Source organism: Actinoplanes sp. NBRC 101535 (assembly GCF_030269225.1).
Lineage (GTDB): Bacteria > Actinomycetota > Actinomycetes > Mycobacteriales > Micromonosporaceae > Actinoplanes > Actinoplanes rectilineatus.
In genome coordinates this window covers 494,225-508,871 of sequence record NZ_BSSY01000004.1, presented here as the reverse complement: position 1 = coordinate 508,871, position 14,647 = coordinate 494,225, and the positions used below count along the sequence as shown (strand labels likewise).

At 71.0% G+C, this 14,647-nt stretch carries 14 protein-coding genes; 12 read left to right on the top strand and 2 right to left on the bottom strand.

Annotated elements, in window-relative coordinates; genetic code table 11:
• The first annotated feature begins 54 nt into the window (after positions 1-54).
• The 11 genes from QSK32_RS14280 to QSK32_RS14230 are packed head-to-tail and all read left to right on the top strand — an operon-like array spanning position 55 to position 12,123.
• Positions 55-1,791, top strand: coding sequence for an ABC transporter substrate-binding protein (locus QSK32_RS14280; RefSeq protein WP_285472182.1), 1,737 nt, complete (start codon positions 55-57; stop codon positions 1,789-1,791).
• Positions 1,788-2,750, top strand: coding sequence for an ABC transporter permease (locus tag QSK32_RS14275; RefSeq protein ID WP_045739628.1), 963 nt, complete (start codon positions 1,788-1,790; stop codon positions 2,748-2,750). The genes QSK32_RS14280 and QSK32_RS14275 overlap by 4 nt, the downstream gene beginning before the upstream one ends.
• Positions 2,747-3,535, top strand: a complete 789-nt coding sequence (locus QSK32_RS14270) for an ABC transporter permease (protein ID WP_045739629.1) — start codon at positions 2,747-2,749, stop codon at positions 3,533-3,535. The genes QSK32_RS14275 and QSK32_RS14270 overlap by 4 nt, the downstream gene beginning before the upstream one ends.
• Complete coding sequence (gene nikE, locus QSK32_RS14265; protein ID WP_285472181.1) at positions 3,532-5,046, top strand: nickel ABC transporter ATP-binding protein NikE; 1,515 nt, start codon at positions 3,532-3,534, stop codon at positions 5,044-5,046. Before QSK32_RS14270 ends, nikE begins: the two co-directional genes overlap by 4 nt.
• Before the next feature lie 9 nt (positions 5,047-5,055).
• Positions 5,056-6,258 carry an LLM class flavin-dependent oxidoreductase gene (locus tag QSK32_RS14260; protein WP_285472180.1) on the top strand — a complete coding sequence of 401 codons (1,203 nt, stop codon included), beginning with the start codon at positions 5,056-5,058 and terminating at the stop codon, positions 6,256-6,258.
• The gene (locus QSK32_RS14255) at positions 6,255-7,109 is read left to right on the top strand and encodes an LLM class flavin-dependent oxidoreductase (protein WP_285472179.1); all 855 of its coding nucleotides are present in this window, start codon (positions 6,255-6,257) and stop codon (positions 7,107-7,109) included. The genes QSK32_RS14260 and QSK32_RS14255 overlap by 4 nt, the downstream gene beginning before the upstream one ends.
• Positions 7,106-8,284 (top strand): acyl-CoA dehydrogenase family protein, encoded by a 1,179-nt coding sequence (locus tag QSK32_RS14250; protein WP_045739633.1) that lies wholly within the window; start codon positions 7,106-7,108, stop codon positions 8,282-8,284. The genes QSK32_RS14255 and QSK32_RS14250 overlap by 4 nt, the downstream gene beginning before the upstream one ends.
• Positions 8,285-8,295: 11 nt before the next feature.
• Positions 8,296-9,315, top strand: a complete 1,020-nt coding sequence (locus QSK32_RS14245) for an aldo/keto reductase (protein ID WP_285472178.1) — start codon at positions 8,296-8,298, stop codon at positions 9,313-9,315.
• The gene (locus QSK32_RS14240) at positions 9,316-10,299 is read left to right on the top strand and encodes an aldo/keto reductase (protein ID WP_285472177.1); all 984 of its coding nucleotides are present in this window, start codon (positions 9,316-9,318) and stop codon (positions 10,297-10,299) included.
• Between the two features lies 1 nt (position 10,300).
• Positions 10,301-11,326 (top strand): LLM class flavin-dependent oxidoreductase, encoded by a 1,026-nt coding sequence (locus QSK32_RS14235; RefSeq protein ID WP_285472176.1) that lies wholly within the window; start codon positions 10,301-10,303, stop codon positions 11,324-11,326.
• Positions 11,326-12,123 (top strand): NADPH-dependent oxidoreductase, encoded by a 798-nt coding sequence (locus tag QSK32_RS14230; RefSeq protein ID WP_285472175.1) that lies wholly within the window; start codon positions 11,326-11,328, stop codon positions 12,121-12,123. Before QSK32_RS14235 ends, QSK32_RS14230 begins: the two co-directional genes overlap by 1 nt.
• 151 nt (positions 12,124-12,274) lie before the next feature.
• Here the strand turns inward: QSK32_RS14230 and QSK32_RS14225 are convergent, their stop codons facing one another.
• Both QSK32_RS14225 and QSK32_RS14220 read right to left on the bottom strand, forming a co-directional pair.
• A complete protein-coding gene (locus QSK32_RS14225; RefSeq protein WP_045739638.1) occupies positions 12,275-12,553 on the bottom strand; it encodes a hypothetical protein in 279 nt (92 codons plus the stop codon).
• Between the two features lie 121 nt (positions 12,554-12,674).
• A complete protein-coding gene (locus QSK32_RS14220) occupies positions 12,675-13,373 on the bottom strand; it encodes a PilZ domain-containing protein (protein WP_083448683.1) in 699 nt (232 codons plus the stop codon).
• Between the two features lie 127 nt (positions 13,374-13,500).
• On the opposite strand from QSK32_RS14220, the gene QSK32_RS14215 reads away from it, so the two are divergent.
• Entirely contained in the window at positions 13,501-14,622 is a 1,122-nt protein-coding gene (locus QSK32_RS14215) for a 5-methyltetrahydropteroyltriglutamate--homocysteine S-methyltransferase (RefSeq protein WP_285472174.1), read from the top strand.
• Positions 14,623-14,647: the final 25 nt, after the last annotated feature.

The following is a 14,647-nucleotide window of genomic DNA, read 5'->3' as shown; positions in this document are numbered from 1 at the left end:
CTGTGCCTATAGGGTTTATATTCTAACCCTCCACCAGGCGATCGGGAGAAGCTGATGTCCGACCTTCGTGAATCCATCGAGAGAGCCGAGTCAGGCCGCCGCAAGTGGCCCTGGATATCCGGCGCCGCGGTGCTCGGCGTCCTGCTCGCCGCGGGCATCGGGCTGGCCGTCACCCGCGGCAGCGAGGACTCGGCGTCGGCCGCGTCCGGCGAGCCGGTCCGCGGCGGAACACTGCAGTTCGCGCTGATCGACTACCAGCGCAGCCCCGACCCGCAGTGGGGCACCAACTACGCCGAATCGCTGATCGGCAACAACATCACCGACAAGCTGACCTGGCAGGACCCGGACACCGGCGAGATCACGCCGTGGCTGGCCGAGTCGTGGTCCTACAACACCGACCTGACCGCATTCACCTTCAAGCTCCGCCAGGACGTCACGTTCAGCGACGGGACACCGTTCGACGCGGCGGCGGTCAAAGCCAACTTCGACCAGTACGTGCACGGCGACCAGACGCTCGGCATCAACCCGAACGGCGCGACGCTGCTGCCGGGGTACATCGAGACGCGGACACCGGACGCGTACACCGCGGTGGTCCGGTTCGAGAAGCCCCTGGCCAGTTTCCTGCAGGCGTCGGCGTTCACCGCGAACGCGCAGCCCGGCTTCCTGTCGCTGAACACGCTCAAGCTCAGCGCCGAGCAGCGCACCGACCCGACGAAGGTGATCGGGACCGGGCCGTTCGTCTACGAGTCGTGGGAGGAGCAGGTCAAGACGGTCCTGGTCCGGCGGCAGGGCTATCACTGGTCGCCGCCGTCACTGCGGCACAGCGGTGAGGCGTACCTCGACAGGGTCGTCTTCAACACGATCCCGGAGGCCAGCGTCCGGACCGGGTCGCTCACGTCCGGCGCCGTCGACGCCACCCTGGACGTCGGCACCACCGACGAGCAGCCGCTCAAGGACCAGGGCTTCGCGATCGTCTCGCGGAGCGTCTCCGGCACCTCGATCTTCTTCAACCTCAACTCGCAGCTGTTCCCGACCAACGACCTCGCCGTCCGCAAGGCGATCCAGCTCGGCTGGGACCGGTCGGCGGTGGCGAAGACGGTGCTGACCGACTCGTACTCGATCGCCACCTCGGTCCTGAACACGTCGGTGCAGGGGTACGCGGACTACAGCGGCTCGGCGCTCAGGTACGACCCCGATCAGGCGAAGGCGCTGCTGGACCAGGCCGGTTGGGTTCCGGGAACGGACGGGATCCGGGTCAAGGACGGCAAGCGGCTCGAGGTGAAGCTGCTCGGCATCAGCAACCTGGTGGTCAACAAGCCGGCGTACGAGTCGGTGCAGCAGGACCTGCAGAAGATCGGCATCGACCTGCAGTTGACCGTGGTGCCGATCCCGGACTACGCGGCGCAGGTGGCCAAGGCGAAGACGGACTGGAACATCACCGCCGCGAACCGGTCCCGCAACGACCCGGCGGTCCTGAACCTCAGCTACAGCCCGGCGCTCGGCAACGGCTCGTTCCTGGAACAGGGCGTCTCGACCGGCGTCGACGTGGCCGAGGTGACCGACGCGCTCGGCAAGCTGGAGACCACGCTCGACCCGGTGCAGCGGGCCGCGTACGCCAAGACCGCCCAGGACCTGCTGCTGGACAAGTACGCCCTGGTCAGCCCGATCTACAACCCGTCGCAGGTGATCGCGCACGCCGACTACGTGCACGGGATCGTCTTCGACGCCCAGTCCCGCAACCACTTCGTGGACGCCTGGAAGAGCGACGCCGGGAAGAGCGCCGGACGATGACCGGGGTCGCGCGGTACACGGCACTCAAGGTGGGCCGGGCCTTGTTCGTGGTCTGGGCCGCGTTCACCGTCACGTTCGTCCTGCTGTTCGTCCTCCCGGCCGACCCGGTGGACCTGCTCTTCGACCCCGCCGAACTGAACGCGATCCCGCCGGAGGTCAAGGAGCAGGTCGCCGCGAACTACGGCTTCAACGAGCCGGTGATCCTGCAGTACCTGAACCGGCTCGGGCACGCCCTGACCGGCGACTTCGGCAGCTCGGTCCAGTCCGGCAAACCGGTCACCGGCGCGATTCTCGAGGTGCTGCCCAGCACCCTGGTGCTGGCGTCGGCGGCCCTGGTCCTGGCCACTCTGATCGCGTTCGGGATCGCACTGGCCGCCACCGCCACCCGGCGGACCTGGCTGCGTGACCTGCTGGAGTCGCTGCCCTCCGGTGCGGTCTCGGTGCCGGTGTTCCTCTCCGGGATCCTGGTCCTGCAGGTGTTCTCGTTCCAGCTGGGCTGGTTCCCGGCGTTCGGCGACCAGGGCTGGCGCAGCCTGGTGCTGCCGCTGATCACCCTGGCGATCCCGGTGGCCGGGCCGATCGCGCAGCTGCTGGTGCGCAGCTTCACCACCGAGTTCGCCGCCGGCTACGTCACCACCGGCTGGGCGAAGGGCGGCACCCGCGGCGGCATCATCGTCCGCGACGTGCTGCGCAACGCCAGCCTGCCGGCGCTGACCATCGCCGGTGTCACCTTCGGCAACCTGATCGCCGGTTCGGTCATCACCGAGACGGTCTTCGCCCGCAGAGGGCTGGGCCGGATGACCCAGACCGCGATCAACACCCTGGACGTGCCGCTGGTCGCCGGGATCGTGGTGCTGGTCGCGGCCACCTTCGCCGTGATCAACCTGATCGTCGACCTGATCTACCCGCTGCTCGACCCGCGGCTGCGGGCGTCGCTGACCGCGGGCGTCGCGCCGTGAGGGCCGGCCGGGTGCTGTCCTGGGCCGTGGTGCTGCTGGCCGTCGGCTGGGCGGTCGCGCCGCACCTGTTCACGTCGTACAGCCCGTTCGCCGGGGACGCCACGGCCAGCTTCGCCCCGCCCAGCGCCGACCACTGGTTCGGCACCGACCGGCTGGGCCGCGACCTGTACGCCCGCAGCGTCTACGGCGCCCGCACCACCCTGACCGCCACCCTGCTCGCGGTGCTGATCGCGTTCGGCGCGGGTGCCGGAGTCGGGCTGATCGCCGGGTTCGCCGGCGGCGTCGTGGACACCGCGATCATGCGGGTGGTCGACGTGTTCCTGGCCATCCCCAGCCTGCTGCTGGCCATGGTGCTGGTCTCGGTCCTGGGCTACTCGACGAACAACATCGCCCTCGCGGTCGGGGTCTCGTCGATCGCCTCGTTCGCCCGGGTGATGCGGTCCCAGGTGCTGACCGTGGTCCACCAGGACTACGTGCGGGCCGCGTACGGCCTGGGCGTCAGCCGTCTCGGCGTGCTGGCCCGGCACGTGGTCCCCAACTCGCTGAGTTCCGTGGTCGCCCTCGCCGCCCTGGAGGTGGGCGCCGGGGTGCTGGCGGTCGCGTCGCTCGGCTTCCTCGGCTACGGGGCTCCCCCTCCGCAGCCGGAGTGGGGGCTGTTGGTCGCCGAGGGCCGCGACTACGTGGCCGTGCACCCGTGGGCGTCGATCCTGCCCGGCCTGGCCCTGGCGACCGTGGTGATCGCCACCCACCGGATCAGCACGTCGTTGCGAAGGGAGAACCGGTGACCGAGTCCCTGCTGGAGATCACCGACCTGGCCGTCGACTACCGCACCGGCCGTCGCACCTGGACACCGGCCGTCGACGGGGTGAGCCTGCACGTCGATCCGGGCGAGTTCGTCTCGCTGGTCGGCGAGTCCGGTTCCGGCAAGACCACCCTGATCCAGGGCGCGCTCGGACTGCTCCCGGTCGCGGCCCGGATCCGCTCCGGCGCGGTCGCCTATTCCGGCGTGGACGTGACCGGATTCAACGACCGGCGGATGGCGCTGGTCCGCGGCACCTACGTGGGGTTCGTGCCCCAGGACCCGAACACCTCCCTCAACCCGGTACGCCGAGTCGGGGCACAGGTGCAGGAGGCCGTACCCGAGAAGAAGCGGGAGGCGGCCCTGGAGAGCCTGCGCCTCGCGGGTCTCGAGGATGTCGAACGGGTGTTCCGCAGCTATCCGCACGAGCTGAGCGGCGGCATGAAACAGCGCGCGCTGATCGCGATCGCGCTGGCCGGCCAACCGAAGATCATCGTCGCGGACGAGCCGACCAGCGCCCTGGACGTGACCGTGCAGAAGCGGATCCTGGACCACCTGGTCAGCCTGCGGGAGACGCTCGGCATCGGGATCCTGCTGGTCACCCACGACCTGGGGGTGGCGCAGGACCGGTCGGACCGGATCCTGGTGATGAACAAGGGCCGGATCGTCGACGAGGACCACGAGTACACCCGGCGGCTGTTCGCGGCGAACCCGGCCCGGCAACCCGCCCGGGAACCCCGGCCTGCGGGCGGCCGGGTGGTGCTGCGGGCGACCGGTCTGACCAAGGAGTACGGCACGCTGCGGGCGCTGGACGGCGTCGACCTGGCAGTCCGCGAGGGCACCACGCACGCCGTGGTCGGCGAGTCCGGCGCGGGCAAGTCGACGCTGGCGGGCATCCTGGCCGGTTTCGCGAAGCCCGGCGCCGGGACGGTGCACGTCGGTGACCGGGAGCTGACCGGACTGAGCCGCAAGCAGCTGCGCGAGGTGCGCCGGGATCTGCAGTACGTCTTCCAGAACCCGTTCACCTCCCTGGACCCACGGTTCACGGTCCGCAGGCTGATCGCCGAACCGCTGCGGGCATACCAGCTGCCGGTTCGTGACCGGGTGACCGAGCTGCTGGCGGCGGTGTCACTGGACGAGAGCTTCCTGGACCGGCTCCCGGCCCAGCTCTCCGGCGGCCAGCGGCAGCGGGTCGCCATCGCCCGCGCCCTGGCGCTGCGGCCGAAGATCCTGGTGCTCGACGAGGCGGTCAGCGCCCTGGACGTGTCGGTGCAGGACCAGATCCTGAAACTGCTCACCCGCCTGCAGGACGAGCGGGGCCTCAGCTACGTCTTCGTCACCCACGACCTGGGCGTGGTCCGGCTGGTCGCCGACGACGTGACGGTGATGAAGGACGGCGCGGTGGTCGAGAGCGGCCCCGCAGCCCGGGTGCTGCGCGACCCGGAGCACGACTACACCCGCCACCTGCTGGACGCGATCCCCGGCGTGAAGCTTTAAGGAGCGACCGTGCTGCACATCAACGTCAACATCCTCAACGCCGGAGTCTTCGGCGGGTCCTGGCGGTTCCCCGGCACCGACCCGGCCGGCAGCTTCACCGTCGAGCATTACACCGCGATCGCCCGCAAGGCGGAGCAGGCCAGACTGGACGCGGTGTTCCTCGCCGACGGTCCGGTCCTGGACCCGGGCATCCGGCACCGGCCGGGACAGAACCTGGAACCGACCACGGTCCTCGCGCGGATCGCGGCGCAGACCGAACGGATCGGGCTGATCGGGACGCTGTCGTCGTCGTACAACGATCCGGTCGAGCTGGCCCGGCGCACCGGTGACCTGGACTTCGTCAGCGGCGGCCGGTTCGGGTGGAACGTGGTCACCACGGCCGGCCCGGCCGCGGCCCGCAACTTCGGCCGGACCAGCGAGCCGGAGCACGCGTTCCGCTACCAGCGGGCCGCGGTCGTCACCGGGCAGGTGGTGGACGCCTGGAAATCCCGGCGCGAGCTGGCCTCCCCGCAGGGCCGGCCGGTGGTCGTGCAGGCCGGCGGCTCCACCGACGGACGGCGGCTGGCCAGCCAGGTCGGCGAGGTGATCTTCTCCGCCGACCAGGACCTGGAACACGCCCGCCGGTTCCGGGCCGAGATCCGGGACGGGGCCGCGGCGTTCGGCCGCCGGCCCGAGGAGATCGTGGTGCTGCCCGGGCTGTCCACCGTGGTGGGTTCCACCGAGGCCGAGGCGCGGGCCCGGCGCGAGCTCCTCGACGAGCTCCTTCCGGATGCGTACGCCCGCCGGCGCCTCGCCGGCCAGTTGGGCATCTCCCTCGACGGCCTCTCCGACGACGAGCCGATCCCGGACGAGTTGCTCGTCGACCCGGACGAGGCGGGCGGCTCGCAGACCTTCTACCGGGTGGTCAAGTCGATCATCGACCGGGACCGGCCCACGCTCGGGCAGCTGCTCAAACGGCTCTCCGGCGGCGGCGGGCACCGGATCGTGGCCGGCACCCCGGAGCAGATCGCCGACGACATCGAGACCTGGCACCGGGCCGGCGCCGCCGACGGCTTCAACGTGATGCCGGACGTGCTGCCGTCGGGCTTCGACGACTTCGCCGACCACGTGATCCCCGAACTGCAGCGCCGCGGCCTGTTCCGCACCGAGTACGAGGGCGCCACCCTGCGCTCGCATCTCGGGCTGCCCGCCAACCAGGAGGTGCCGTCATGAGTGTGCCCGTGCAGATCGCTCTGTCCGTCGGGGGAGCGGGACTGGTGTCGCCGGCCGACGCGGTCCGGATCGCCGCAGCCGCCGAAGCGGCAGGGGTCGTGGCCCTGCGACTGACCGACACCGGCGCCGCGCTCGACCCGACGGTCGTCGCGGCATACCTCGCCGGGATCCACGGCGGCATCGGTTACCTGCCGGAGTTGCCGACCACCGGGAACGCGCCGTTCAACGCGGCACGCCGGATCCTGTCGCTGGACCGGGCCACCGGCGGCCGGGCCGGGGTGGTGCTGCGCCCGGGACGCGGGGACGCGGTGAGCGAGCTGACCGCCCCCGAACCCGGCCTGACCGACCCGGTACGCCGCTGGGGCGAGTACGCCCACATCCTCACCCGTCTCTGGGAGTCGTTCCCCCGCGAGGCCCTGATCGGCGACCGCGACGCCGGGGTGCTCGTCGACGACGCGCTGATCCGGCCGATCGGCCACGAGGGCGCCCACTACCGGGTCGCCGGCCCGCTGGACGGCCCGTCGTCGGTGCAGGGCCGCCCGGTCCTCGTCGCCGATCTGGGCGTGCTCGACCTGGCGACGGTCGCCGCGGTCGCCGACGTGGTGGTGGTCGACCTTGCGCACGCCGCGGAAGTGGACGCGGCGCTGCGCACGGCCGGCCGGGCCCGCGACGACATCACGCTGATCGGCCGGGTCACCGAGATTCCGGACCCGGCGTGGCGCGGACCGCTCGACGGCTTCGAGCTGGCGGTGACCGGCGGCGCCGACGAGATACTGGCGGCGATCGCGGCCCTGGAACCACGGCCACCCGCGGCCACCCTGCGCGGCGCGTACCAGACGGTGGCGGCATGACCCCGGCCGGCATCCGCGCCGCGATCGCCCCGATCCTGGCCCGCCTCCAGGACAGCGCGGCCTCCCGCGAGCAGAAACGCGACTACGCCTTCGACGACGTCCGGGAACTCGCCGGCCGGCGGATCACGCTGACCGGCATCGCGACGGCCGACGGCGGCGCGGGCGGCACGGTCCGCGACATCGCCGAGCTGATCATCGCGATCGCCCGGGCCGACTCCAGCGTCGCCCAGGCGCTGCGATCCAGCTTCCTCACCGCCAACCAGGTGGCCACCCGGCCGGACCTGCCGCACCGGGACGTCACCCTGGCCCGGCTGCGGGCCGGCGACCTGTTCGCCGGAAGCGGCAACGAACGCAGCGGCGGCGCCAGCGGCACGGTGCACACCACGCTGCGCCGCGACGGCGAGGCCGGTGGCTGGGTGATCGACGGCGAGAAGTACTACTCGACCGGTGGGCTCTACGCCTCCTGGTTCAGCGGATCGGCGAAGACCGAGGACGGCAAGCTCTACGGCTTCACGGTCCCGGTCGACCGGGAGGGCGTCCAGCGCCTCGACGACTTCGACGCGGTCGGCCAGCGGCTCACCGCCAGCGGAACCACCCGGCTGTGGAACGTCCGGGTGTCCGACGACGAGATCGTGTACCGCGACGACTCGATCGTGGAGAACCCGTGGCTCGGGTCGTTCGCGCAGCTCTACCTGGCGGCGGTGCAGGCCGGGATCGCCGCGGCGGCGCTCGACGACGCGGTCCGGTTCACCCGGGAACGGGCCCGCCCGATCAAGCACAGTTCGGCGGAGAAGAGCGTCGACGACCCCTACGTGCGGCAGACGGTGGGGGAGATCTCGGCGCGCAGCCATGCGGCCCGGTCGGTGGTCCTTCTCGCTGCCGAGGAGCTTCATCGCGTACGCGACAAGCACGGTGACGAAGCGCGGGCCGCGGGGGCCGCAGCGTCGGTGACCGTCGCGCAGACCGGCGTGATCGCCATCGAGAGTGCCCTGCGCGCCGCCGAGCTGCTGTTCGACGTAGCCGGCGGATCGATCACCGACCGGGAACTCGGTTTCGACCGGCACTGGCGCAACGCCCGCACCGCCGCCAACCACAACCCGCGGCAGTGGAAGGCGTCGGTCGCCGGCGCCCACCTGCTGACCGGGCAGGAACCACCCACCACCGGCCTCTTCTGAAAGGGCTTCTTGTGACCGCACGGGTATTGGGACGCACCGGGGTACTGATCTCCCCGCTCACCCTCGGCGCGATGAATTTCGGTCGCCACCAGGACGAGGACACCAGCATCGGGATCATCCACGCGGCTCTGGACGCGGGGATCACCGCTATCGACACCGCCGACGTGTACGAGCAGGGCGAATCCGAGCGGATCGTCGGGCGCGCGTTGCGGGACCGCCGCGACGACGTCTTCCTGGCGACGAAGTTCCACGGGAAGATCGGTGACGACCCACGGCACGCCGGGAACTCGCGGCGCTGGATCACCCGGGCGGTGGAGGGTTCGCTGCGCCGCCTCGGCACCGACCATATCGACCTCTACCAGGCACACCGGCCGGACCCGGACACGGATCTGCTGGAGACGCTGCGGACCTTGGACGGGCTGGTCCGGTCCGGGAAGATCCTCTACTACGGCACCTCGGTGTTCCCGGCCCACCAGCAGGTCGAGGCGCACTGGCTCGCCGCTCAGCACGGGCTGATCGCGCCGCACACCCAGCAGCTGCCCTACTCACTGCTGGTCCGCTCCGCCGAACGTGAGGTCTTCCCGGTCGTCCGGAAGTACGGCGTCGGCGTCCTCGGCTACGGGCCCCTCGCCGCCGGCTGGCTGTCCGGGAAGTACCGCCTCGGCGCCGCACAGCCGGAATCGGCCCGCGCCGACCTGATCCCCGGCCGGTTCGACATCGGCGCCGACCACAACCAGCGCAAACTCGCCGCCGCGGACGCGCTCGCCGCGCTGGCCGAGGAGAACGGTCTCAGCCTGATCGAGCTGGCGGTGGCGTTCGCGCTGAACCACCCGGCGGTCAGCAGCGTGATCATCGGGCCGCGGACGGCCGAGCATCTGGACGCCTACGTCAAGGCGTCGCAGGTCGTCCTCGACGCCGCCGTCCTGGACCGGATCGACGCGATCGTCGACCCGGGCACGCACTTCCTCGAACGCGACACCGGCGTGGACACGCCGTCCCTGCAAGCCTCTTCTCTCAGGAGGACCGCTTAGATGACCACGATTCCGTTCCGCCGCTCCGGACGTTCCGGGCTCGACCTGCCGGTGTTCTCGTTCGGGCTGTGGCAGAAGTTCGGCACCGACTACGCGTACGACACCCAGCGGGCCATCCTGCTGCGCGCCTTCGACCTGGGCATCGTGCACTTCGACAACGCCGACCGGTACGGGCCGCCGCACCGGGCCGCCCAGCAGGTCTTCGGCAAGGTGCTGCGCCGCGACCTCGCCCGTCACCGCGACGAGATCGTCCTGTCGACCAAGGCCGGCAACCCGATCGGGACCAGCCCGTACCAGCAGGGCGGATCCCGCAAGTCGCTGCTCGGCTCGCTCGACCAGAGCCTGCGCGACCTGTCGGTGGACTACGTGGACGTGTTCTACCACCATCGGGCCGACCCGAGCACCCCGCTGGAGGAGACGGTCAGCGCCCTGGCCGGCGCGGTCACCAGCGGCAAGGCGCTCTACGTCGGCGTCTCCAACTACCCGGCGACCCGGGCCCGGGAGGTGGCGAAGCTGCTGCGCGAGGCGGGCGTGCCGCTGCTGGTGCACCAGCCCCGGTACTCGATCTTCGACCGGACGCCGGAGACCAGCGGACTCCTCGACGCCGCCGACGAGGAGGGCTTCGGTCTGGTGGTGTACTCACCGCTGGCCCAGGGACTGCTCACCGACAAGTACCTCGACGGAATTCCGGTCGGAGCGCGCGCGACCGCCAGTGACTTCCTGAAACCGGAGGTCATCGACGACACGTACCGTCGACGGGCCCGCGCCCTGAACGAGCTGGCCGCGCGCCGCGGCCAGTCCCTCGCCCAGCTCGCGCTGCAGTGGGTTCTGCACCGTCCGCAGGTGACGTCGGCGCTGATCGGGGCCAGCTCGGTCGCCCAGCTCGACCACAACGTCCGGGCCCTCGACTTCGACCCGCTGTCCGAAACGGATCTGGCGGTCATCGACGAGCACGGTGTGCACGGCACCGGGCTGAGGATCTGACGTGCCCCGGCTGGGATTCCTGCTGCACCTCGACCGGGACCTGTCGCCGGCCGAGTCCTACCGGCACGCGATCGAGCTGTTCCAGCTGGCCGAGGAGCTGGGCTACGACTCCGGCTGGGTGATCCAGCGGCACTTCCGGCAGGGGAAGGAGCACGTCTCCGCCCCGCTGGTGCTGCTCGCCGCGATCGCCCAGCACACGTCCCGGATCCGGCTCGGCACCGGCGTGCTCGTGCTGCCGCTGGAGGATCCGCTGGTGGTGGCGGAACAGGCGACGACGCTCGACGCACTCAGCGGCGGCCGGCTCGAACTCGGCGTCGGGTCGGGGCCGTTCCCGGGAGCGTGGGAGGCGTTCGGGAAGGACCTCGCCGACCGGCACCGGCTGTGGGATGCCTCGGTGGCCCGGCTGCACGAGATCCTCGAGGGGAAAGCCCTGAACAGCCTCGGTGAGGTGCTGCACCCGCCGGGCGCCGGCGTGCGGGACCGCCTCTGGCAGGCGACCACGAGCGACCCCCGGCTGGCACACGCGGCGGCGATCGCGGCCGCCCGCGCCGGCGACGGCCTGCAGCTGTCCCGGGCCACCTCGTGGCGGTCCAGCTCGCCGTTCGCGGACCAGGCCTCGTGGATCTCCGCCTATCTGGCTGCGTTGCCCGCCGGCACCCCGCCGCGTATCCAGGTGTCCCGGGCCGTCTACCCGCACCCCTCGCCGTCAGCGGCTCTGGAGGCGGTCACACCGGGAGTACGCCGATGGCAGAGCTGGCAGGCGTCCGCCGCCGGACTGCCGGTGCCGGAATACCTGGCGAAGGATCACGCGCTGCTCGGGCCGGCCGCCGGGATCGCCGCCGCGCTGAACGCCGACCCGGCCCTGCGACATGTCACGGATCTGCTGGTCAGCTTCGTGCCCGGAGTTCCGGACCTGGCCGAACACCGGAGGTTGCTCACATCCACGGCACGGGACCTGGCACCCCTGCTGACCTTCGGCGGATCATGGGCTTCACCTTCGAGCCCTCCTGAGGAGGCGGCCGCCTGATGTCCGTAACCGCCCGCTACGGCGACCCCGCCGCGACCCTCGGCGTCACCAACGACGTCCTCGCCGTCCAACTCGCCCACCGGTCGGTCCGCGCGTTCGGCCCCCGCCCGGTCGGCGACGACGAACTGGCCGCGCTGATCGCCGCCGCCCAGTCCGCGCCCACCTCGTCGAACCTGCAGCCGTGGAGCGTGGTGGCGGTCCGTGACCCGGACCGCAAGAAACGCCTCGCCGCCCTCGCCGGTGAACAGGACTTCGTGGCCCGGGCACCACTGTTCCTGGTGTGGGTGGCCGACCTGGGCCGGGCCCGCCGGCTGGCCCTGCGGGCGGGCGTCGCCCTCGACGCCGCCGACTACCTGGAGTCGACGATCATCGGGTTCGTCGACACGGCCCTGGCCGCCCAGAACGCGGTGGTGGCGGCCGAGTCGCTGGGACTGGGCACGGTCTTCGTGGGCGCGATCCGCAACCATCCGGAGAAGGTGGCCGCGGAACTGGGCCTGCCGTCGCATGCGGTGGCGGCGTTCGGCCTGGCGGTCGGCGAACCCGACCCGTCCGAGCGGGCCGGGGTGAAACCTCGCCTGCCCCAGGCGGCGGTCCTGCACCACGAGGTGTACGACGCTGCGGCCGCGGACGCGTACATCGAGGTGTACGACGAGCGGCTGGCGGCCTACAACAGCAGGTACGGTCTGGCCGGCGGCTGGAGCGAGCGCGTCCTGTCCCGCCTCCGAGGGCCGTCGTCGATGGCCGGCCGGCACGTGCTGCGGGCGGCCCTGGAACGCCTCGGCCTGCCCAGCCGCTGATCCCGGCCGGCCTTCAGCGAACTCCCGGCCATGGTGGGGTGCTCGCCGGGAACTGGCGATTGCGGGAGGTGTGGGGTGGTGGGAAGGGTCTTTACGCGTACAAGAAAAGGAAGAGTGCGGGGGAGATCCTGGATCTCCCCCGGCGGGGTGCTCAGAGGACGGCGCGGAACTCCGGCCAGGTGCCCCAGAAACGCTCGACCTCTTCGATGATCGGCTGGAGGGTGGCGACGATGTCGTGCGGGACCGGCGTGCCGTCGTCCCAGCGTGGGGTGGCGGGAAGGTAGTAGAGGCCGCCGCGGACGCCTGGGTCGACACCCAGCGTCAGCACGTGTCCGTCCATCTCGAACTGGCGGGCGAAGCGACCGTGACCGCGCAGGATCGCGCCGGTGTGGTGCCGGGCCTGCCGGCGGTCCAGAGCGAGGACTGTCATCGTGGTTCCTCCTGACTAGCCGATGACAGACAGTACGCTCCGGACGGTTCAACCGTTCACTGTGAACGTGCCAGATCCTGCATCGATCTCCCTGAGTGACCGATTCTCGGGTCACTGTGTGTTACTGTTTGGCCTCTCGCTGCTTCCGGCGGCGTTCGCCGATCTCCCAGGCGACGACGTATTGGCGGATCAGGTGCGCCAGTTCGTCGCGGGTGTCGAAGACGACGACCACATGCTGACCGGGCCCGTCGGGCGAGTCGCGGACCGCATGGACCGTGCCGCCGAGGTCGGCCTCGCTGGTGCCGAGCCAGAGGACCGCGCGCATCCGGTCGCCGGCCTTGATGCCCAGGGGCTCGGTGACCCAGCAGCGCATGCCGCCCTCGCTGATGTCGAGCAGCCGCGCGTCGACCGGGTCGTTGCCGGTGGCGGTGTGCACCCGGACGGTGGTGACCGCGCCGCCGCGTGAGTACTGCCGCCGGTTGCGGACCTCCGGGGTGGCGGTCGGTGCCAGCGTCCACTGGTAGGGGGCCTCGCCGGATATCTCGACCAGCCGGCAGGACAGCACCACGCGGGTCGTCGGCGTCACCTCGGGTATCCAGAAGATGTCGAACTCGCCGCCGGGTTCGATCCCGGCAGCCTGGCCCTCCACCGGGGCGGAGACGGTGAACGATTCGGTGCCGGCCGCCTCGAGGCGGGAGCGGAAGTTCACCCCCTCGCCGATCTCCAGGAAGATGTCGGCGCCGATGTCCGGGAGTTCGGCGAGGGCTGTTTTCAGCTTGGCCCTGGAGATGCCTACCGTGCCGGCGCGCCCCTTCGCCATGATTTATCCCCTTATGCCGGATCCATGAGTTCTCGCTCCCTCGTCTGTTCGGCGCGCGGCGGGCCGACATGAGGTCCGAGTCTGGCTGGGTCGTCGTTCTCAGATCGTCATCGGAGGGAGCCCCGTCGTGACGAAACGCGCAACGCCGCCGTTCCGGGCGGATCATGTCGGAAGTCTGCTGCGCCCCGCCCGCCTGCTGGAGGCCCGGCGCAGCCGCGCACTGGGGGAGATCACCGCGGCGGAGCTGCGGGCCGTCGAGGACGAGGCGGTGGCCGAGATCGTACGCATGCAGCGTGACGTCGGCCTGCAGTCTGCGACGGATGGCGAGTTCCGGCGCACCTCCTGGCACATGGACTTCATCTACCGCCTCGGCGGGATCCGCCCCACCGACGAGAAGATCAAAGTGCACTTCCGGAACGCCTCCGGAGAGCTGGACTTCGAATCGGCGGCGCTCGCCGTCGACGGCCCGGTACGCCTCACCGAAACCATCTTCGGCGACGACTACCGCTACCTGTCGTCGATCGTCGACCCGGACGTGACGGCGAAACTGACCATCCCGTCGCCGAGCATGGTCCACTACCGCGGTGGCCGGGCGGCGATCGATCCGGCGGTCTACCCGGAGCAGGAAGCGTTCTGGGAGGATCTGTCGGCCGCCTACGCCGAGCAGGTGCGGCGGGTCGCGGCCCTGGGCTGCCGCTACCTGCAGCTGGACGACACGAGTCTGGCGTACCTGAACGATCCCGCCCAGCGCAGCCTGCTGTCGGCGCGCGGCGACGACGCCGACCACCAGCACCTGCGCTACATCCGGCAGATCAACGCGGCGATCGCGGACCGCCCGGCCGACCTGAAGGTGACGACCCACATGTGCCGGGGCAACTTCCGCTCCTCGTGGGCAGCCGAGGGCGGCTACGACTTCGTGGCGGAGGCCCTGTTCGGCTCGCTGGAGGTGGACGGCTTCTTCCTGGAGTACGACGACGCCAGATCGGGAGACTTCGCGCCCCTGCGGTTCGTGCCCAAGGGCAAAATGGTGGTGCTGGGCCTGGTGACGACCAAACGCGGCACGCTGGAGTCGAAGGACGACCTGAAGAGGCGCATCGACGAGGCGGCGCGCTACGTCCCGTTGGAGCAGATCTGCCTGTCACCGCAGTGCGGCTTCTCCTCGACGGTGGAGGGCAACGAACTGACCTACCAGGAGCAGATGGCCAAGTTGCGCCTGATCGTCGAAACAGCCGCAGAGGTGTGGGGCTGATCCCTCTCCCGGGTCGCGGCCGTCT

Excerpts from the sequence above, each read along its gene's own strand:
- QSK32_RS14280 (WP_285472182.1), top strand. The coding sequence starts at position 55 with ATGTCCGACCTTCGTGAATCCATCGAGAGAGCCGAGTCAGGCCGCCGC.
- QSK32_RS14275 (WP_045739628.1), top strand. The coding sequence starts at position 1,788 with ATGACCGGGGTCGCGCGGTACACGGCACTCAAGGTGGGCCGGGCCTTG.
- QSK32_RS14255 (WP_285472179.1), top strand. The coding sequence starts at position 6,255 with ATGAGTGTGCCCGTGCAGATCGCTCTGTCCGTCGGGGGAGCGGGACTG.
- QSK32_RS14250 (WP_045739633.1), top strand. The coding sequence starts at position 7,106 with ATGACCCCGGCCGGCATCCGCGCCGCGATCGCCCCGATCCTGGCCCGC.
- QSK32_RS14240 (WP_285472177.1), top strand. The coding sequence starts at position 9,316 with ATGACCACGATTCCGTTCCGCCGCTCCGGACGTTCCGGGCTCGACCTG.
- QSK32_RS14230 (WP_285472175.1), top strand. The coding sequence starts at position 11,326 with ATGTCCGTAACCGCCCGCTACGGCGACCCCGCCGCGACCCTCGGCGTC.
- QSK32_RS14225 (WP_045739638.1), bottom strand. The coding sequence starts at position 12,553 with ATGACAGTCCTCGCTCTGGACCGCCGGCAGGCCCGGCACCACACCGGC.
- QSK32_RS14220 (WP_083448683.1), bottom strand. The coding sequence starts at position 13,373 with ATGGCGAAGGGGCGCGCCGGCACGGTAGGCATCTCCAGGGCCAAGCTG.